19 protein-coding genes are annotated in these 17,263 nt (G+C 67.4%); 8 read left to right on the top strand and 11 right to left on the bottom strand.

The genetic code is table 11. The features are described from left to right. Positions 1-79: 79 nt before the first annotated feature. From AU192_RS11545 to AU192_RS11525, 5 genes are all read right to left on the bottom strand, one after another. Complete coding sequence (locus AU192_RS11545) at positions 80-919, bottom strand: class I SAM-dependent methyltransferase (protein WP_082694205.1); 840 nt, start codon at positions 917-919, stop codon at positions 80-82. A gap of 32 nt (positions 920-951) precedes the next feature. Beyond that, positions 952-1,203 (bottom strand): cytochrome C oxidase subunit IV family protein, encoded by a 252-nt coding sequence (locus AU192_RS11540; RefSeq protein ID WP_064396243.1) that lies wholly within the window; start codon positions 1,201-1,203, stop codon positions 952-954. Between the two features lie 50 nt (positions 1,204-1,253). Further along, entirely contained in the window at positions 1,254-1,772 is a 519-nt protein-coding gene (locus AU192_RS11535) for a cytochrome c oxidase subunit 3 (RefSeq protein WP_082693633.1), read from the bottom strand. Between the two features lie 109 nt (positions 1,773-1,881). Next, positions 1,882-2,631 (bottom strand): hypothetical protein, encoded by a 750-nt coding sequence (locus AU192_RS11530; protein WP_064396179.1) that lies wholly within the window; start codon positions 2,629-2,631, stop codon positions 1,882-1,884. Beyond that, positions 2,628-3,371 (bottom strand): hypothetical protein, encoded by a 744-nt coding sequence (locus AU192_RS11525; protein WP_064396239.1) that lies wholly within the window; start codon positions 3,369-3,371, stop codon positions 2,628-2,630. Before AU192_RS11525 ends, AU192_RS11530 begins: the two co-directional genes overlap by 4 nt. 226 nt (positions 3,372-3,597) lie before the next feature. Here AU192_RS11525 and AU192_RS11520 point away from each other — a divergent pair, with 226 nt between their 5' ends. Beyond that, positions 3,598-4,206 carry a TetR/AcrR family transcriptional regulator gene (locus AU192_RS11520; protein ID WP_094288275.1) on the top strand — a complete coding sequence of 203 codons (609 nt, stop codon included), beginning with the start codon at positions 3,598-3,600 and terminating at the stop codon, positions 4,204-4,206. A gap of 8 nt (positions 4,207-4,214) precedes the next feature. Here the strand turns inward: AU192_RS11520 and AU192_RS11515 are convergent, their stop codons facing one another. Next, complete coding sequence (locus tag AU192_RS11515; protein WP_064396235.1) at positions 4,215-4,946, bottom strand: ZIP family metal transporter; 732 nt, start codon at positions 4,944-4,946, stop codon at positions 4,215-4,217. A 143-nt stretch (positions 4,947-5,089) separates the two neighbouring features. On the opposite strand from AU192_RS11515, the gene AU192_RS11510 reads away from it, so the two are divergent. The 5 genes from AU192_RS11510 to AU192_RS11490 all read left to right on the top strand — a co-directional run bounded on the left by AU192_RS11510 (position 5,090) and on the right by AU192_RS11490 (position 10,810). Next, positions 5,090-6,037 carry a methylenetetrahydrofolate reductase gene (locus AU192_RS11510; protein ID WP_064396176.1) on the top strand — a complete coding sequence of 316 codons (948 nt, stop codon included), beginning with the start codon at positions 5,090-5,092 and terminating at the stop codon, positions 6,035-6,037. After that, positions 6,034-6,792 carry a class I SAM-dependent methyltransferase gene (locus tag AU192_RS11505; protein ID WP_242656942.1) on the top strand — a complete coding sequence of 253 codons (759 nt, stop codon included), beginning with the start codon at positions 6,034-6,036 and terminating at the stop codon, positions 6,790-6,792. Before AU192_RS11510 ends, AU192_RS11505 begins: the two co-directional genes overlap by 4 nt. 42 nt (positions 6,793-6,834) lie before the next feature. Beyond that, positions 6,835-8,412 carry an FMN-binding glutamate synthase family protein gene (locus tag AU192_RS11500; RefSeq protein ID WP_064396174.1) on the top strand — a complete coding sequence of 526 codons (1,578 nt, stop codon included), beginning with the start codon at positions 6,835-6,837 and terminating at the stop codon, positions 8,410-8,412. Between the two features lie 144 nt (positions 8,413-8,556). Beyond that, the gene (locus AU192_RS11495) at positions 8,557-9,915 is read left to right on the top strand and encodes a WS/DGAT/MGAT family O-acyltransferase (RefSeq protein ID WP_064396172.1); all 1,359 of its coding nucleotides are present in this window, start codon (positions 8,557-8,559) and stop codon (positions 9,913-9,915) included. Between the two features lie 55 nt (positions 9,916-9,970). Then, complete coding sequence (locus tag AU192_RS11490; RefSeq protein WP_064396170.1) at positions 9,971-10,810, top strand: SDR family oxidoreductase; 840 nt, start codon at positions 9,971-9,973, stop codon at positions 10,808-10,810. Between the two features lie 9 nt (positions 10,811-10,819). Here AU192_RS11490 and AU192_RS11485 read toward each other — a convergent pair whose 3' ends face one another. Both AU192_RS11485 and AU192_RS11480 read right to left on the bottom strand, forming a co-directional pair. Continuing rightward, positions 10,820-12,070: an MFS transporter gene (locus tag AU192_RS11485; protein WP_064396168.1), complete on the bottom strand. Its 1,251-nt coding sequence runs from the start codon at positions 12,068-12,070 to the stop codon at positions 10,820-10,822. After that, positions 12,067-12,549, bottom strand: coding sequence for a MarR family winged helix-turn-helix transcriptional regulator (locus AU192_RS11480; protein ID WP_064396167.1), 483 nt, complete (start codon positions 12,547-12,549; stop codon positions 12,067-12,069). The genes AU192_RS11485 and AU192_RS11480 overlap by 4 nt, the downstream gene beginning before the upstream one ends. Positions 12,550-12,610: 61 nt before the next feature. On the opposite strand from AU192_RS11480, the gene AU192_RS11475 reads away from it, so the two are divergent. Further along, positions 12,611-13,678 carry a threonine aldolase family protein gene (locus AU192_RS11475; protein ID WP_064396165.1) on the top strand — a complete coding sequence of 356 codons (1,068 nt, stop codon included), beginning with the start codon at positions 12,611-12,613 and terminating at the stop codon, positions 13,676-13,678. 58 nt (positions 13,679-13,736) lie between these two features. After that, a complete protein-coding gene (locus tag AU192_RS11470) occupies positions 13,737-14,603 on the top strand; it encodes an acyl-CoA thioesterase (protein WP_242656941.1) in 867 nt (288 codons plus the stop codon). Between the two features lie 3 nt (positions 14,604-14,606). Here the strand turns inward: AU192_RS11470 and AU192_RS11465 are convergent, their stop codons facing one another. The 3 genes from AU192_RS11465 to AU192_RS11455 are packed head-to-tail and all read right to left on the bottom strand — an operon-like array spanning position 14,607 to position 17,259. Next, a complete protein-coding gene (locus AU192_RS11465) occupies positions 14,607-15,092 on the bottom strand; it encodes a DinB family protein (protein WP_064396161.1) in 486 nt (161 codons plus the stop codon). Positions 15,093-15,124: 32 nt separating this feature from the next. Continuing rightward, positions 15,125-16,018: a sucrase ferredoxin gene (locus AU192_RS11460; protein WP_064396159.1), complete on the bottom strand. Its 894-nt coding sequence runs from the start codon at positions 16,016-16,018 to the stop codon at positions 15,125-15,127. Continuing rightward, complete coding sequence (locus AU192_RS11455; protein ID WP_064396231.1) at positions 16,015-17,259, bottom strand: cupin domain-containing protein; 1,245 nt, start codon at positions 17,257-17,259, stop codon at positions 16,015-16,017. The genes AU192_RS11460 and AU192_RS11455 overlap by 4 nt, the downstream gene beginning before the upstream one ends. Positions 17,260-17,263 lie beyond the last annotated feature (4 nt).

The raw sequence follows: 17,263 nt of genomic DNA, 5'->3' as shown, positions 1-17,263 counted from the left end.
TCACATCGAAAATGCGCTGAACCACACGTCAGAGGCCGTTTTCGACGTCAAGAGATTGTTCGGCAGCGCGAGATCGCGGTCAGCCGAACTCGAGCAAGGTGTACGCGCCACGGAAGTTACGGGTCGGCTTGAACCGCCAGAAGGCCGGAAACGCCTTCTCGAAGAACCAGCCCCGCCCCGACGGCATCGGCAGATCGTGCACGGCGCGGATCCCCGGGATGGTGTCCGGGAGCGCGGCCAACTGCGCCGCCGACAGGCTGAAGGGCATCGGCGGAACGCGGTACCGGCGCGATGACCGCATCCCCTTCGGGGCGAGCTTCTTCACCAGGACCGGCGGAAGGTCGAAGACCATCTGGCCGCCCGGGAAGCGGGCCGCACACGCGGCGATCAGCCCCATGGCCTCGTCGGGTTGCAGGTACATCAGCAACCCCTCCGCGGTGATGAAGACGCCGTTGCTGTCGTCGACCTTGTCCATCCACGAGTAGTCGAGCGCCGACTGCGCCAGCGTGGTGATCCGCGGCGATGCGGGTAGCAGGTGCTCGCGCAAGTCGATGACCGGTGGTAAATCGACTGTCAGCCAACGAAATTCGGCGTGCGGCAGGAGGGTGTTCAGACGCCAGAAGCTGGTCTGCAGGCCCTCGGCCAGCGCGACGACGGTGGCGCGCGGATGCTCCGAGAGGTAGTGGCTCGCCGCCCGGTCGAACGCCAGCGAGCGCAGGCCCATCTCCTGGCCTTTGCGGCCGAACTTGTCGAAGTCGAAGTCGATCGCGTCGACGAGGCGGATCGCCATCGGATCGTCGATGATCGCGTTCGGATGACGGGCCTGGTGCGCCCTTCCGTTCAGCGTCAGCAGCGCGGTCTCCGAGACCCCGGTGAGGGCGATGTCGTCGGCTTTCTGGTCCTCTGCGTCATCCACCACAACGAACGTACCCGGTGCGCAAAGGCTCCAAGTCAGATGAGGTAGATCACGAACACCGTCACCAGAAGCAGGCCCAGCCAGGCGTCGGTGGACCGTTTGAGCCAGCGCGGTCCGGTCTTGACCTCCATGAAGTTGCGAATGATCAACCGTGCCTTGACGAAGGTGAGTGCCAGGACCAGCGCGGTGATCGAGGTGCTGGCGTACACGGTGTCGGTGAAGTGGGCCGGCGCCAGCCACCATGCGCCGACCGTGATCGCGGTGAGGACCACCCAGGTCCACGCCATGGTGCTGGTGGCGGTGTGGTGGCGTCGAGTCTTCGATGTGCTGGTCACCGTCACCTCATCACGTAGAGCAGTCCGAAGATGATCACCCAGAGCAGGTCGACCATGTGCCAGTAGACGGCGCCCGACTCGACCATCGACGTCCTGCGCCTGCCGGGGTTGTTCAGTTCGCGCACGATGACCCCGAGCACGATCAGGCCGATCAGCACATGCACCAGGTGCACACCGGTCAGCACGTAGTAAAAGGAATAGAACATCTCGGAGTTGGTGTGGCCCGCCGCGATCTTGCTGGCCCATTCGTAGCCCTTGAAACCGATGAACAGCAGACCGCAGAAGCCGCCCGCGTAGACCAACCTGATCGCCCGGCGGTGGGAACCGCCTCGGGCGGCCAGCACGCTTCGGGCGATGAACCACGAACTGGTCAACAGGATCACGGTGTTGAGCACCCCGATGTTGATGTCGAGGTGCTGCTGGGCGGCGAGAAACTCGTCGGGGTTCATGGCTCGGTAGACCATGAAGATGACGAAGTATCCCGCGAAGATGACCAGGTCGCCGAGCACCATCACCCACATGTGAATGTCTCCGGACAGATGGCCGGCTGACGGGGGCGCGGTGGTCGTCGGCGCGTCGCCGGCCGGAGTTGTCAGCTCCCTCGAATCAGACTGTGTCACAGTGCAATCCTCAATCCAGGGCAGGAGCGTCGACCGGCTCGCGGTTGGTGGCCCGCTTGAGCAGGACGATCAGCGCCCCCAGCCAGAGACTGAAGACGACGACCGACCACCAGAACGCTAGTGAACCGTTCCAGGCGAACGGACCCGAGTAGGCCACGAACATCTGGGTGGCGATGACCTCGGTGACGATCTGCCAGATGGTCACGTAGGCAAACCATTTCGGGAAGATGTCGTGCTTGTCGTAGAGGATCGCCAGCGCGAACACCAGGTAGGCCGCAGAGAAACACCCCAGCGAGCCGTTGTAGGACAACATGCCCAGGTCGTAGAGCATGCTGACGAGCTCCGGGTCGCGGTCGACTCGGAAGGTGGCGGTGAGAAAGCACACCGCGACGAGAAGAAACCCCGGTAGTGCCCCGACACCCATGCCGCCGATGTAGCCGTACGCGAACACGGAGCCGACGGACATGCGCAGGATGAAGTACGCCACCAGGCCGTTGGTGACGGCCGCCCCGCCGAGCAGGATCAGCAGTACGCAGAAGCCGACCCGGATTGTCAGACCGTTCTCGGCGAAGAACGCGACCTTGTCGGCGGCGGTGACGTCGGGACGCGGCGGCGGCGTCACCCTGGCCAGTACGCAGATGATGACGCCGAAGACCGCATACCAGGCCGGGAAGAACCAACAGACCAGCCGCACATCGGGTTTCCCGCCGGGAGGTCCATCGGATTCCTGGGTGAACCGGCGCGTGAGCAGCGTGCTCACCGCGCGACACCTTCGTCGTGCGCTTGTCTGAGCACTGCACGACGCAGTACGAAGAACATCACGACGACGAACAACGCGAAGGCCCCGTTGCGAACCCAGAAGGACAGCAGCCCGTCCCAGGCCAGTGGGCCGGTGTGGAACACGGCCGCACCGGCCGCGGGCACCATCGCTACGCCGGTCGCCAATGAGTAATGCCCGACCCAGCGTGGAAAGACGGGGTCGGGCCCGTCGTCGAAGTAGACGGCTACGGCCAGCAGCACGAACTGCGTGACGACCATGCCGACCGGGGCGATGAACACAATCCATGCGAGATCGTTGAGCACCAGTACGACATCGGGGTTGCGGTCGGGGCGGAACGCCGCGACCAGGAAGAAAATGTTCGACAAGGCGAAAATCGTTGCGCCGCTGACGACCGCGGTGAGATAGCAGTAGGCGAAGACGTGGCTCTGCGTCTTCATCCGTTTCATCTGCACGACGATCACCATGAAGAACGGCAGGATCATGATCCCGCACAGGTTGAACGTGACCTGGCTGAAGCGGATCCACGCGGTGTTGTCGGCGTAGAACGTCGCCACCTGGTCGGCGGACAGCAGCGGTGACAGTGGTGGCCAGAAACCGGGAAACGCCAGCAGCGCCAGCATCAGTACGGCCCCGACCGCCGGCCCGGTCCACAGGCTCACCCACTGAGCTCTGATATTGCCCGCCTTCGGCAGGTCCTGCACCTCTTCGAGGATCTGCACCGCACCCTCCACGTGACTCGAGTCAACTTTTTGCAGCTCGGATGAGGCGGGGTACACCACTGCCCGTCGCGAGTTGCCAGCCAAAAGCGTTGTTCTTCAGCCGTTGTTCTTGCAGGACCGTATCGGTTCCCGATCCGGATTGGAACCCTGAAATCTGATTTGAGTCAGCTTACTTCCGGCGGCGCTTGTAGAGTCTTCACAAGCGGAGCCCAAGGGAACGGAACGGATGTCAGTGCTCAAACCGGAGAAGACCGAGCGCGGCAGGAAGGGGCTCCAGACGCGTGAGCGGCTGCTCGGTGCAGCGATCGCCGAGTTCAAGCGCGGGGGTATCGCGGCTGCTGACATCGGTGCCATCGTCTCGGCGGCCGGCGTCGCTCACGGCACCTTTTTCTTCCACTTCCCGACCAAGGAACACGTCCTCCTCGAGTTGGAACGACGCGAACAGGAGCGCATGGCCGCGGAGCTGGCGCGGTACTACCGACGGCCTCACGATGTGCGGGCGACCCTGGCGAAAGCGGTCACCGTGCTCGAGGCGCTCGAACGCAGGTTAGGCGCACGCTTGTTCAAAGACTTTCTGGCCCTGCACTTCTCCACCACTCGAGCCCCGTCCGAGGAATGGACCGTACATCCGGTCATCGTCGCCGTCGTCGAGGAACTGCGCCGCGCACAAGACCGCGGTGAGATTCCCGGCGACGTCGATGTGATGCTGAACGGAATCTCGTTCCTGGTCGGCCTCTACGCATTGCTCATCACGATGCCCGAGGCTCAGAAGATCCGTCGTCCAGTCATCGACGAGTACCTCACCACGTACCTGTACGGGTTGCGGGCGGTGTGAGGGGCACGTCAGCCGGCGAGCACGAACGACAGGAAGAACCCGCCGGCGGTTGCAAACGCGTTGAGCGGGCGGCCGTGTTCGAACGCCTCCGGCATGAGGGTGTCGGCGAGTGACGCCAGGACCGCGCCGCCTGCGAAGGACAACGCGACCGCCAGCAGGGTGTCGTCCAATCCCGACGCGACCGTACGACCCAGCACCACGGCGACGGCCAGCAACAACGCGCACAGCGACCACGTCAGAACGACGGCGCGGGCGCTGGTTCCCGACTCGCGCATCGCGACCGCGCCGACGAGGGACTCCGGCAGGTTCGAGAAGAAGATCGCCACCAGCAGCGACAGCGACACACCGCCCACGAGCGAGACACCGAGCGCGAGGTTCTCCGGCACACCGTCCAACGTCACCGCGGCCAACAACGCGAACCCGACCCCGCCGCGCGCTCCCGAGGTGGCGACTTCCCGGGTGTCGGGCCCGGATTTCCCGCTGATGTATCTGTCCAACGCGGTGTCGACGGCGACGAACGTGGCCGCACCTGCGAGCAGGCCGAGGCCCGAACGCACCGCACCGCCCATGTGGTAGGCCTCTTCGAACAGTTCGAACGCCAATGCCGAGATCAGCGCCCCGCTCGCGAAGGCGAGCAGCACACCCGTCACCCGTTTCGGCGGGCTCCATCTCGCTCCCACCAGCGAGCCGATGACGAGGGAGCTGGATGCGGCCAGGCCGTACCACACTGCGGTCAGCACGGCGGGTTGATGCCCCGACCTGCCGATCCTCAAACCGGGTCGCCCCACCGTGGCGATTGCCGCGGGCACGCGATGGGTATCTGAGCTCAGCGTCGAAGGGGAGACACGTGACATCGCCACCAGAGCTGGGCTGTCCCAAACGGATGGAGTTCGGTCCGTGTGGTGGTGTGCGCCCCGACGGCCAGTGCGAGATGCGCCCGGGTCCGTGCACATTCGCCGACGTGGTGCCGTGGTCAGGGCCGCGACGCGAACCCCGGCCGGTCAGAGCACCCCTGGTGCTCACCGACTTCAGCAACGCCGCATTCGATGCGCGGGACGTCGCGGCAACCGCCGGCCTTCTCGCACCGTCGTGTGACGCCGTTCTGGTCGGTGAGCATCAGAACAAACCGGACTTCCCGCCCACACTGATGGGCAGCTTGCTACTCGACGCCGGCGTGACGCCGTGGATCACGCTGTCGTGCCGCGACCGCAACCGGGTGGTCCTCGAGCAGGAACTGCGGGGGTTGCTCAGTATCGGCGTCGACACCGCGCTGTGCGTGACGGGCGACGGGCGGGGTTACGACGTCCGCCCCGACGTGACGCAGACCTTCGACCTGGACGGGCCACGCCTGGTCGAGCTCGCGGCGTCGATCGGCATGGTCGCGGCGGTACCCGAGACGCCGACGGCGCCCCCGATACCTGGTCGGCCCACCCGTCTCGTGGAAAAGCAGCGCGCCGGAGCCAGTTTGGCGGTGCTCAACCACGTGCCGTTCCCGGCCATGATCGCCGACTTCATGCAGTCCGCCCGCGCCGCGGGCCTGTCCATCCCGGTGATCGCGGCGGTCGCGGTGTTCACCGACAGCGTGTCCGCGGCCGTCCTGCAGGGGCTGCCCGGGCTCGAGCTCGACCCGTCGGTGACCGAATACGTCCTGGGCGCCGCAGACCCGGTGGCGGCGGGAATCGAGGCGGCGGTCGCCGAGGCGGAAGCGTTGTTGTCGATCGACGGCGTCGAAGGCGTGAACGTCTCCGGGCTGGCGTCGGCATCCGGTGCCCGCGTCGGCGCCGAGATCAAGGCCGAGGTGGGACGCCGCATCCAGGAGGTGGCAGCGTGAGTGAGGCGATGGAGGCCGAGTTCGACACGGTCGCCGAGTGGACGGCGCAGGTGGCCGCGGATCTGGGACCGGATTACCACATCCCCGCGGCGTGCCGGGGAAGCGGAAGCCCGGCCGCACTGGATTGGCTGATCGAGCGGATGGGGCTGGCGGCGGGCGACACGCTGCTGGACTGCGGCGCGGGTGTCGGCGGCCCGGCCGCGTACGCGGCGCAGGCGCGCTCGGTGCGACCGGTGCTCGTCGAGCCCGAAACCGGGGCATGCCGGGCGGCGAGCAGGTTGTTTGACCACCCGGTGCTCTGTGGGCTCGGCTCTGCGCTGCCGATCGCCGACTCGCGATTCGACGCGGCGTGGTCGCTGGGCGTCCTGTGCACCACACCGGATCAGCTCACGCTTCTCAACGAGTTACGCCGCACGGTGCGACCCGGCGGGAGCGTCGGGCTGCTGGCGTTCGTGGCGCATCGCGCAATCCCTGGCGATCGACTTCCGGACAATCACTTCCCCACACCGGAGCGTCTCGACGAGCTCATCGGCCAAGCGTCCTTCGTCGTGGAGGAACGGCTGTGCACCGCCGATCTGCCCGACATTCCAGCGGTGTGGACCGAACGCGCCGAGAAGGTGGAGACCACGCTGTCCGAAAGGCACGGCCGCAAGCGGGCGTGGCAGCTGGCCGAAGAGCAGAGCGGCGACATCGGGCGGCTACTCGAAAACGGAACGCTGACCGGCGAACTCCTGATCCTGCGTCACGCGCGGTGACGGGCGGGTTTCGGTCCGTGGCTGTCCGGAAACCCTGACCCCATGGGCCGCACCGTACGTGGTCTCGCCGCCGCGGCCGCCTCGACGTTGGGCGCCGTGGCCGTGCGTGATCTGTTTCAGCGCAGGCACGCACTCCTGCGAAACTTTCCCGTCGTCGGGCATGCGAGGTACTTACTCGAAGCCATCGGCCCGGAGTTGCGGCAGTACATCGTCGCGGCCAACGACGAGGAACGGCCCTTCACCCGGGACCAGCGACGGTGGGTGTACGCGTCGGCCAAGAAACAGAACAACTACTTCGGCTTCGGCACCGACAACGACCTGGAGTACACGTCCGGCTATCCGGTGATCAAACATCGCACGTTCGCCAAGACCGTCCCACCGTCGTCACCGGGCACCAGCCGCGAGATACAGGTGCCGTGCGCCAAGGTGATCGGGGCGGCCCGCGGCCGACCCGGCGCGTTCCGGCCGAACTCGGTCGTCAACATCTCCGCGATGAGCTTCGGATCACTGTCGGCCAATGCCGTCGAGGCGCTCAACAAGGGGGCCGCACTGGCCGACTGTCTCCACAACACCGGCGAGGGCGGGATCTCGCGCTACCACCGCCACGGCGGGGAACTGATCTTCCAGATCGGCACCGCCTACTTCGGGTGCCGGGACGCCGACGGTCGCTTCGATCTGGCCAAGCTCAAAGACGTGGTGGCGCGTGCGCCGGTACGGGCACTGGAGATCAAGCTCAGCCAAGGGGCCAAGCCGACTCTGGGAGGGTTGCTGCCCGCACCGAAGGTCTCCGCCGAGATCGCCGCCGCTCGTGGAATCCCCGAGGGTCGCGACTGCGTGAGCCCATCGCGGCACGCAGAATTCTCCGACGTCGACAGCCTTCTGGACTGGGTGGAGCTGCTCGCGGCCGAGACGGGCCTGCCGGTGGGAATCAAGTCGGCCGTCGGTGACCTCGAATTCTGGTGCGATCTGGCCGATCTCATGCGAGACACCGGCCGCGGCGTCGACTTCATATCCATCGATGGCGGCGAGGGTGGCACCGGCGCGGCACCGCTGATCTTCACCGACACCGTGTCGCTGCCCTTCCAACTCGGCTTCGCGCGGACGTACCGGATCTTCGCCGAGCGGGGCCTGCACGAGGATGTCGTCTTCATCGGCGCGGGCAAGCTCGGCCTGCCGGACAACGCCGTCGTCGGCTTCGCGCTCGGCTGTGATCTGGTCTACGTCGCGCGCGAGGCGATGCTCGCGATCGGGTGCATCCAGGCGCTGAAATGCCACACCGACACATGTCCGACCGGAGTCGCCACCCAGAACGCATGGTTGGCCCGTGGCCTGGTGCCCGACGTCAAGGCCGAGCGGGTCGCAAACTACGTAAGGACGCTGCGCCGCGACCTGGTCAAGGTGGCCGAGGCGTGCGGCGTCGAACATCCCGGATTGATCAGCACCGAAGACGTCGACATCCTCGACACCCGCACCGATTCCACGCCGCTGCACGAGGTGTACGGCTACACACCGGACATGGGTATGCCGTCGGAAGCCGACCGCAAAGAGATCGTCCGGTTGATGACGCACATCGAGCCCGAAGGACATTCCGCGCCACCCTCGTCGTCCGCCGTCGGATGACCTCGCGCGTTACGACCGGGAGTGGAAAGCTGAAGTAGCGCCCCCCACGACGGTCCGCGGCCGCACCACACGTTTGTGCAACGACCGCGTGGGGGATGTACACACAAGGCTTGAGCAATCTCGAGCATCGAAGCCGGAGGCCGCATGCAACCGATATCGCCCACGGACCTGATCTTTCTGCTCGGCGAATCCCGGGAACACCCAATGCATGTCGGCGGTCTGACGCTGTACGTGCCACCGGACGGGGCCGGCCCCGACTTCCTGCGCGAGCTTTACGACACCCTGGTGGAGCAGACCGACGTGCAGCCGACCTTCCGCAAACATCCGGCGTTCTTCGGCGGGCTCACCAACCTGGTGTGGTCCGCCGACAAGGACATCGATCTCGAATACCATCTGCGCCGCTCGGCGCTCCCGGCGCCGGGCCGGGTGCGTGAGCTACTCGAGCTGGTCTCGAGATTTCACGGCACGCTGCTCGACCGCCACCGCCCGTTGTGGGAGGCGCACCTGATCGAGGGGCTGGCCGACGGACGCTTCGCGGTTTACACGAAATTCCACCACTCGCTGATCGACGGCGTATCGGCGATGAAGCTGGTGCAGCGGACGCTTTCCACCGATCCGGGTGACACGTCGATGCAGGCACCGTGGAGCTTGCCGCCACGGCGCAGGTCGGGCTCGAAATCCGGTCCGTCACTGCTGCAGACGGTGAGCGAGGCCGCGAGCTCGGTCGCCGGTCTCGCACCGACCACGTTGTCGTTGGCGCGTGCCGCCCTCATCGAGCAGGAACTCACCCTTCCGTTCCGCGCGCCGAAGACCATGCTCAACGTGCGCATCGGCGGGGCGCGGCGGGTCGCGGCCCAGTCGTGGGCGTTGGAGCGCATCCAGAAGGTCAAAGGCGCTGCGGGCGTGACCGTCAACGACGTCGTGCTGGCCATGTGCGCGGGGGCGTTGCGGGAGTACCTCGCCGACGAGAACGCGCTGCCGGACACCCCGCTGGTCGCGATGGTCCCGGTGAATCTGCGCACCGAGAAGGACGCCGATGGCGGCGGGAATTTGGTGGGCGCGGTCCTGTGCAATCTCGCCACTGATCTCGAGGATCCCGTGCAGCGACTCGAAGCGATCGCCACGTCGATGCGCGACAACAAGAAGGTCTTCTCGGAGCTGCCGCGGGTTCAGCAGTTGGCGGTGTCGGCGTTGTTGGTGGGCGGGCTGGCGCTCGGATTGCTGCCGGGCTTCGTCTCCACCTCGCCACCGCCGTTCAACATCGTGATCTCCAACGTGCCCGGCGCCAGGCAGCCGATGTACTGGAACGGCGCCCGACTCGACGGCAACTACCCGTTCTCGATTCCGCTCGACGGGCAGGCGCTCAACATCACGTTGGCCAACAACGCCGACAACCTCGACTTCGGGTTGGTCGGCGACCGGCGGAGCGTGCCGTCGCTTCAGCGGCTGCTCGGCCACCTCGAGACGTCGCTGAAGGATCTGGAGCGCGCGGTCGGCGTCTAACGGACGCGCCCACCCGTCGGGTATCCCGTCGCGCTTTCGGTATAGCGTTCCCGCTATGAGTCGAGTGTCGATCATCACCGGTGGCGCCGGGGGCATGGGTCAGGCGACGGCCCGCATCCTGGGGCAAGACCACGCCCTTGTCCTGTGCGACGTCAGGAAGGACCGGCTCGACACCGCGGCCGCGGAGTTGGCCGACGCGGGCATCACCGTCACTGCCGTGCACTGTGATGTCACCGAGCGGGCGGCGGTCGATCGGCTCTTTGAGACGGCGACCGGCGTGGGAACGATCGCCTCGGTGGTCCACACCGCGGGCGTGAGCCCCAGCATGGGTGACGCCGAATATGTGATGCGCACCAACGCGATTGGCACGGTCAACGTCAACGAGGTGTTCTTCGAGGCGGCCTCCGAGGGCGCCGCGATCGTGAACGTCGCATCCATGGCCGCGCACATGCTGCCCGAGGAGATGATCCCCAAAGACAAGTTCCCGCAGGCGATGGCCGATCAGGCCGCGTTCATGGCCGACATGCTGGCCGCATGCGACATCGCCGGGCCGGAAGGGCGTTCGGGCATCGCCTACGCGATCAGCAAGAGTTTCGTCCGCTGGTACAGCTCGTCACAGGCCGAACGGTTCAACGGCAAGGGCCTGCGCATCGTCTCGGTCTCCCCGGGATCCGTCGACACCGAGATGGGCAGGCTGGAGGAGCAGGCAGGCGCAGGCGCGATGGTCACCGACGCCGCCGTCCCGCGGTGGGGCACACCGCAGGAGATGGCCGAGCTGTTCGCGTTCTGCGTCAGTCCCAAGGCGGGCTACCTCACCGGCACCGACATCCTCAACGACGGTGGAGTGGTCGCCTCCATGACGGAACGGGCGCGCAAGGCCGCCGAAAGCGCCTGAAGCGCAACGCTAAACGTGTGACGGCAGCGGGCCGGCCAGTTTGGCCGGGCGGCACCACAGGGCGGCCGTCGCGCAGAACACCATCGCCACCGCGAAGGCCGCCTGCACGTTGAACACGTCGGCCGCGCCGCCGAGCACGGCCGCGGCGATGGGACGCGAACCGAGGAAGCCGACCAGCCAGAGCGCCATGATGCGCCCCCGCAACGGTTCGGGTGCCCGCTCCTGCACGACGGTGCTCAGCCCGGTCATCGCCCAACCGAAACCCAGTCCGGCAAGGACGAACCCCGCGATGGCCACCGCGGTCACCGGCGCGGCTGCGAGCACCGCACACCCCAACCCGAGCCCTGCCAGCCCGATCGCCGACACGTTCTGCGACGCGATTCGGCCGCGCAGCAACGCCAAGGTCGCCATGCCGACCGCCGCGCCGACGCCGAACACCGCGGACAGCGTTCCGACCAGGCTGGCGCCGCCGCCCAGTTCGTCGGCCAACGAAGGGGTCAGCGTGATCGACGAGTCGGACGCCAGCCCGACGGTGGTCACCGCGAGCAGCGCCAGAAACAGCGGGCGATCCCGCCACACGTATCGCAGCGCCACGCGCACGCGGTAATCGGTGTCGGCGAGCCGCATCGGCGGTGCGGGGAACCGCACGGCGAGCAGGAAGAACGCGAACACGAGATGCAGAACCGCGCTGACCGCGAACGCGGCACCGGCCCCTAGATGCGCGGCGATGTACGCGCCCGCCGCGGGGCCGACGATGCGCCCGATGGTCATGGGGAAGCTGTTGAGCGCCATGGCCGTCGACAGTTCACCGTCGCGGATGAGGTTCGGCACGATCGACTGCATCGCGGGCCCGCCCACCACGAAGCCGAACCCGACCAGGAGCGTGCCCAGGAGCACGGGAACGGCATCGGAGATGTCGTGTCCTGCGGGGTCGGCGAACAACCACACCGCCGTGAATCCGGAACCGGCCACACACAACACCCGGCCGAGCAGGATCTGCCGCGCGGGGTTGCCGGTGTCGGCCCACTTGCCGCTCATGGGGCTGAGGATCAGCTGGGGCGCGAACTGGACGACGCCGACCAACCCCACCATGAGGGCCGATCGCGTCGCGTCGAACATCACGATCGCGGCGACGATGCCGTGCGTCCAGACCGCCACGACCGAGAAGATCTTTCCCCAGAACAACGCGCCGAACACCGGATCGAACATCAACCCGAGCGCACCGCGTTCCTGCGGTGGGGCCGTGGCTTCGGCGGTCATCGGGCCGACGCCCCTTCGAACCGTTCGGCCAACCGGTCGAGAAGATCGACCAGGGTGTCGACGCTGGCGTCGGGCCAGTCCTCGATCATCTCGGCGACCAGTTCGCGCCTGCGGTCGGTCACCGTCTGCGAGGCCTCGTGCCCGGCTTCGGTCAGCACGAGCATGCAGCGGCGCTGATCGTCGGCGGCGAACGTCTTGGCGACCAGGCCTGCGGCGACGACGGCGGCCACCGACCGGCTCGCGGTGGAGTGGTCGACGGCAAGGAAATCGGCGATGTCGCGGATGGAGGCGCCGCCGGAAAGCTGCTGGCACTGATCGACCGCGCGCAGCACCCGCAGGGTCGACGCGGTGGTCACGGGGCCTGCGCCGTCGAGAAGACGGTCCCGCCAACCCGGCCGCTGCCGCGCGACCGCGATGCGGGTCAGCAGGTCGTCGAGTTGGTCGTATCGTGACGGCGCCACTAAGTATGCATAGCACATACATGTATTCGTGACGAAATCGAGGCCGCCGCACCCGACCGCCCGATGGAAGGATGAGCGCGTGACCGTCGGGACACTTCACGACCTCCATCGGCGAGGCTTCGCCAGCGACAACAACGCCGGCGTGCATCCGGAGGTGCTCGCCGCGCTGGCCGCCGCCAACGGCGGCCACCAACCCGCATATGGGCAGGACGCGTATACCGCGCGGTTGCAGGAGGTGATCGGCGAGCACTTCGGCGCGGGCGCCGAGATTTATCCGGTCTTCAACGGCACCGGCGCGAATGTGGTTGCGCTGACCAGTGTTCTGCCGCGCTGGGGCGCCGTCGTCACCGCGTCGACCGCTCACATCCACACCGACGAAGCCGGCGCACCCGAGCGCATGACCGGGATCAAGCTGCTGACGGTGCCCACACCCGACGGCAAGCTGACCCCCGAACTCGTCGCCCGCGAGGCCTGGGGTTGGGGTGACGAGCATCGGGCCCAGCCGCTTGCGGTGAGCATCACCCAGACGACCGAGATGGGGACCGCGTACACGCCGGACGAGGTTCGGGCGGTGGTGGACTTCGCGCACGCCAACGGGATGGCGGTGCACATGGACGGGGCGCGGCTGTGGAATGCGGCAGCGGCGCTCGGTGTGCCGTTTCGGGCGTTCACCACGGACGCGGGGGTCGACGTCCTCAGCTTGGGCGGCACCAAGAACGGCCTGCTCGGCGCCGAGGCGGTGGTCGTGCTCGATACGGCCCGTGCGAGCGGGCTGAAGTATCTGCGGAAGCTGACGATGCAGCTGGCCAGCAAAATGCGCTTCACTTCGGTGCAGCTGCTGACGCTTTTCGAGAACGACCTCGGCCTGCGCAGCGCCGCGCACGCGAACGCCATGACGGCGCGGCTGCGCTCTGCTCTCGAGGCCCACATCGCCGAGGCACCGCTGACCGGGCTCGTATTCACCCAGGAGAGCCCGGCGAACGCGATCTTCGCGTCGCTGTCGACCGATGCGGCCGACCGTATCCGCCAGCGGGTGCGGTTTTACGACTGGGACCGCTCACGCGGCGAGGTGCGCTGGATGACGGCGTGGGACACCACCGAGGCCGACGTCGACGAGTTCGTGGCGGCGATCCTCGCCGAGCTGTGATTTGGGTGCAGTTTGTCGCGCTGAGCGCAACGAACCGCACCGAAATCGCACTGGCATGATGCCGGGGGTGACTTACCGCGCGCCGACCCTCGCCGACATCATCACCACGCTCGAAGTGGACCGACGGGGCGACCGGCACTTCGTCGCGACGCAACTCGACAACCCGGCACACCACATCGTGGGCGGACACATCGCCGGCCAGGCCCTGATGGCGGCCAGCAGGACGGCTCCCGGCCGCACGCCGCACAGCGCGCACGTCTACTACGTGCGCGCAGGCGATGCCCGCTATCCGGTCGACCTGCACGTTGACGTGGCACGCGACGGCGGAACGCTGTCGACGCGTCAGGTGACCGCGGTCCAGGACGACCAGATTCTGCTCGAGGCGCTGGTGTCGCTGAGCGCGCCCGTCGATTCACTCGACTATCACCAGCCGATTCCCGATGTGCCGGAACCGGATTCGCTTGTGCCGGTTCAGCAGCAACTGGCGGCCTTCGCCGACGAGCACAACGGCTTCTGGGTGCGTCCGCAGCCGTTCGACCTGCGCTACGTCGACCCGCCACCACGCTTGGCGCTCGAGCTCGGCGAACCGTCGCCGCGGACGCGGATGTGGTGGCGGCCCGGCGAGCCGGTGGCCGACGACGAGGTGCTGCACAGCTGCCTGCTGGCCTACCTGTCGGGCACGACGATGGTCGAGACGGCGCTCGCCATGCGCGGCGCCACCCCGATCGGGACGTTCAACGCGCTGATCGACCACGCGCTGTGGTTCCACCGGCCGGTCGACATGTCGGATTGGGTGCTGTCCGACCAGTTCTCGCCCAGCGGCGTCGCCGGTCGCGGGCTGACCACATCGACGATGTACAACCGGGCGGGCCAGCTGGTCTGCCTGGCGACTCAGGAACTGTATTTCGGCCGGGCCGCCGCCTGAACCTCACCGCCCGGTCGCACCGTCGATTTGTTCGCGCAGGATGTCCATATGGCCCGCGTGCCGACCGGTCTCTTCGATCATGTGGACCAGCGCCCACCGCATCGAGGGCCCCGAGCCGCCCTTAGTCGGCCGTGGCGCGCGCGACGCCAGGTCCTCACACGCTGCGATGACCGCGTTGGCCCGCGTGATCGCATCCCGGTAGGCGTCGACCAGACCTTCGATGGTTTCGGCAGGCCCCGCCTGAAGGGTCGCCGGCCAGTCGTCGACGTGTTCGCCGAGAAACGTGTAGCGCTCCACGTGCGCAAGGTGTTTGAGCAACCCGAGCACGTTCGTGCCCGACGGCACACCCGCGATGCGCACCGCGGGTTCGGGTGCGCCTTGCACCTTGTCGACGACGCAGGTCCGCAGGTAGTCGAGAAACCCGACCAGTACCTCCTTCTCCGTCGAACCGGTGGACGGTGGCCGGTGGTCTCGGCGTCGTTGCGGCACCGTCGAACTATCCCATCCCGTCCAGCGGCGGACTAGACCTCGTGGGGTCCCATGGAGCCGAGCGTGAATACGCGTACCTGACCTTCCACCCGAGCATGGCATTGCGACAGAAGGGGTTCGGACAACTCCTCGTGCAGGATCACCTCGATGGGACCGGCCTCACCGTCGAGCAAAACCTGAATGAGGTGCTCACCGCGTTCGACGTGCAACGGGTGCAGCGCGTCGATACGGTCGTCGCCGTAGCGCTCGCGGGCGAAGTACTGGGCCGCCTGCACGGCGTGCGGAAGCGATGTGCGTCCGCGCAGGAACCGGCTGTCCAACCGGCCCTCGAGGTACAGGCGCACCAGCCCAGCGGCGTCGGCGGAGTCCACCCTGCCGTAGCACAGCCCTTCCGGCAGGATGAGCATGGTCGCGGCGAACCGGTCACCGCCGAGATGAGAACACTCCCAGGTGAATTCCGGGTACTCCGCAGCGATCGCGCGGCATGCGCTGCGGCCGCGCACCGCACAGCATTGGTCGTGCTTGCCGTGCGAGCAGATCGCGACCAGCGGATCGGTCGTCACGCTCCCGTCGCTGCCGTCCAGCGCGAGCTCGAGAAGGTCACGAGGGTCGTCGACCTCTCCGTGGTGCAGTGCCTCCTCGCCGACGCCGCAGTGCGCCACAAACCAACGCCACCGCGGTGTGTCGGGTCGACGGCCGTGCTTGCGGATCGCGGCGATGCGCATACCCGCCTTCTCGGCCCGACGCACGATCGCGCGGCCGAGTTGCGGGTCAATGCAGGCCGGTGACTGCAGGAACGCCGATGGGCCCCAGGCGCCGCTCAACTCGAGCAGCAGCCACGACGAGCCCGCCGATGCAGTGCCGTACATCGGGTCGTCGCGGGCCAGCGATTGATCGCTGCACGGGATCCTCTTGGCGACCGTCATCCGGCGTCTGCCGGCGAGTTCCGTTGCACGGGAACGGCGCTGCTCATGGGAACGAGGACACCCTCCCGCAGCAACCGCCGGATCAGGACCGCCGCGTCGGCGGCGTCCAGGCCGGGCGTACTCGCCGCGTCGACGACGGTTCCCTCGTGCAGGGCACGAACGGCGGCGCCACAGATCTGCGGGAACGTGATGGTCCGGTCCGGCAGGCGCAGCACGATCCGGTCGCCGGACTGGCCGACGGTTGCGCTCAGCCCATGTCGCCACCGGACGGCCGTCTGCGCGGCTCGCTCGGATGCCGCAAGGGCGGCCAGCGGCCGCACGGCCACGGGACGGGTCCGGTCGGCGTGACGCCTTGCCAAGTGCGCGGCAGCGCCCGCGCTTAGGGTCGCCGCATCGTCTCGCAGCGACCCGACCATTTCCGCCATGACCTTCGACACCGTCGCCATCGTCTCATCCGCATCGGCGGCACCCATGGGCAGAGACCCACGGAAGGCCGCGTCGGCGGCCAACTGGTCGACGACGGCGCGCGCCACGTCGGCCGCCGTCACCGGGGAGATCCCGATGGTGAGGTGGATCGACGTCATCTGCAACGCCTGCGCCGAATGCACCCACCCGCGCGGCAGATAGAGGGCGTCGCCCTCCTCGAGCACCGTGTCGATGACCGGCGCGTCTCGCGCCACCCGTTTATCGATCGCCGCGCGATGCCCCGTCCACGGCTGCGACGGCAGCGGGTGCTCGTACACCGGCTCGTGCACAATCCAGCGCTTCTGCCCCGACACCTGCAGAACGAAGACGTCGTGTACGTCGTAGTGCGGATCAAAGCCCCGGTTCACCGGCGGGGTGATGTAGGCGTTGGCCTGCACCGGATGGCCGAACTCGTCGACCGTCTGCCGGACGAAGTCGATGAGCGGAGGCCACAGCCGGTGCAGGCCCTGCAGCACTATCGTTGCGCCCGAGGCGAACTGGCTCAGCAGCTTGGCCGAGTCGATCTGGTCGGCAATCTCCGCGCCGAAGCCGGCAGGCCCCAGATAGCAGTCCTTGGGCAGGACGTCGCCCTCTTTGGCCAGCCGGATGAACGGCGCGCGAACCCCGCGCTCGGCGATCAGTTCGTCGACCGTCTCGGGCGAGAGCAGATCGCTGAAGTCGCGGGGCAACGCGTCGGCCCGGGTGAGCAACGGTTGACGGCCCCAGTACTCGTCGGCGAACCGTCCGGCGTCAACCGCAGCGCAGCGCCGAAGCATCATC

The organism is Mycobacterium lehmannii (genome assembly GCF_001499925.1).
Taxonomy (GTDB): Bacteria; Actinomycetota; Actinomycetes; order Mycobacteriales; family Mycobacteriaceae; genus Mycobacterium; species Mycobacterium lehmannii.
Note: the sequence above shows the minus strand (reverse complement) of the source record. Positions and strands in the feature narration are given on the sequence as shown.

Coding starts and splice junctions, on each gene's coding strand:
- AU192_RS11540 (WP_064396243.1), bottom strand. CDS start 1,203: ATGGCGTGGACCTGGGTGGTCCTCACCGCGATCACGGTCGGCGCATGG.
- AU192_RS11485 (WP_064396168.1), bottom strand. CDS start 12,070: ATGACCGCCGAAGCCACGGCCCCACCGCAGGAACGCGGTGCGCTCGGG.
- AU192_RS11510 (WP_064396176.1), top strand. CDS start 5,090: ATGGAGTTCGGTCCGTGTGGTGGTGTGCGCCCCGACGGCCAGTGCGAG.
- AU192_RS11500 (WP_064396174.1), top strand. CDS start 6,835: ATGGGCCGCACCGTACGTGGTCTCGCCGCCGCGGCCGCCTCGACGTTG.
- AU192_RS11520 (WP_094288275.1), top strand. CDS start 3,598: ATGTCAGTGCTCAAACCGGAGAAGACCGAGCGCGGCAGGAAGGGGCTC.
- AU192_RS11455 (WP_064396231.1), bottom strand. CDS start 17,259: ATGCTTCGGCGCTGCGCTGCGGTTGACGCCGGACGGTTCGCCGACGAG.
- AU192_RS11535 (WP_082693633.1), bottom strand. CDS start 1,772: ATGTGGGTGATGGTGCTCGGCGACCTGGTCATCTTCGCGGGATACTTC.
- AU192_RS11490 (WP_064396170.1), top strand. CDS start 9,971: ATGAGTCGAGTGTCGATCATCACCGGTGGCGCCGGGGGCATGGGTCAG.
- AU192_RS11470 (WP_242656941.1), top strand. CDS start 13,737: ATGCCGGGGGTGACTTACCGCGCGCCGACCCTCGCCGACATCATCACC.
- AU192_RS11480 (WP_064396167.1), bottom strand. CDS start 12,549: ATGTGCTATGCATACTTAGTGGCGCCGTCACGATACGACCAACTCGAC.
- AU192_RS11460 (WP_064396159.1), bottom strand. CDS start 16,018: ATGACGGTCGCCAAGAGGATCCCGTGCAGCGATCAATCGCTGGCCCGC.
- AU192_RS11495 (WP_064396172.1), top strand. CDS start 8,557: ATGCAACCGATATCGCCCACGGACCTGATCTTTCTGCTCGGCGAATCC.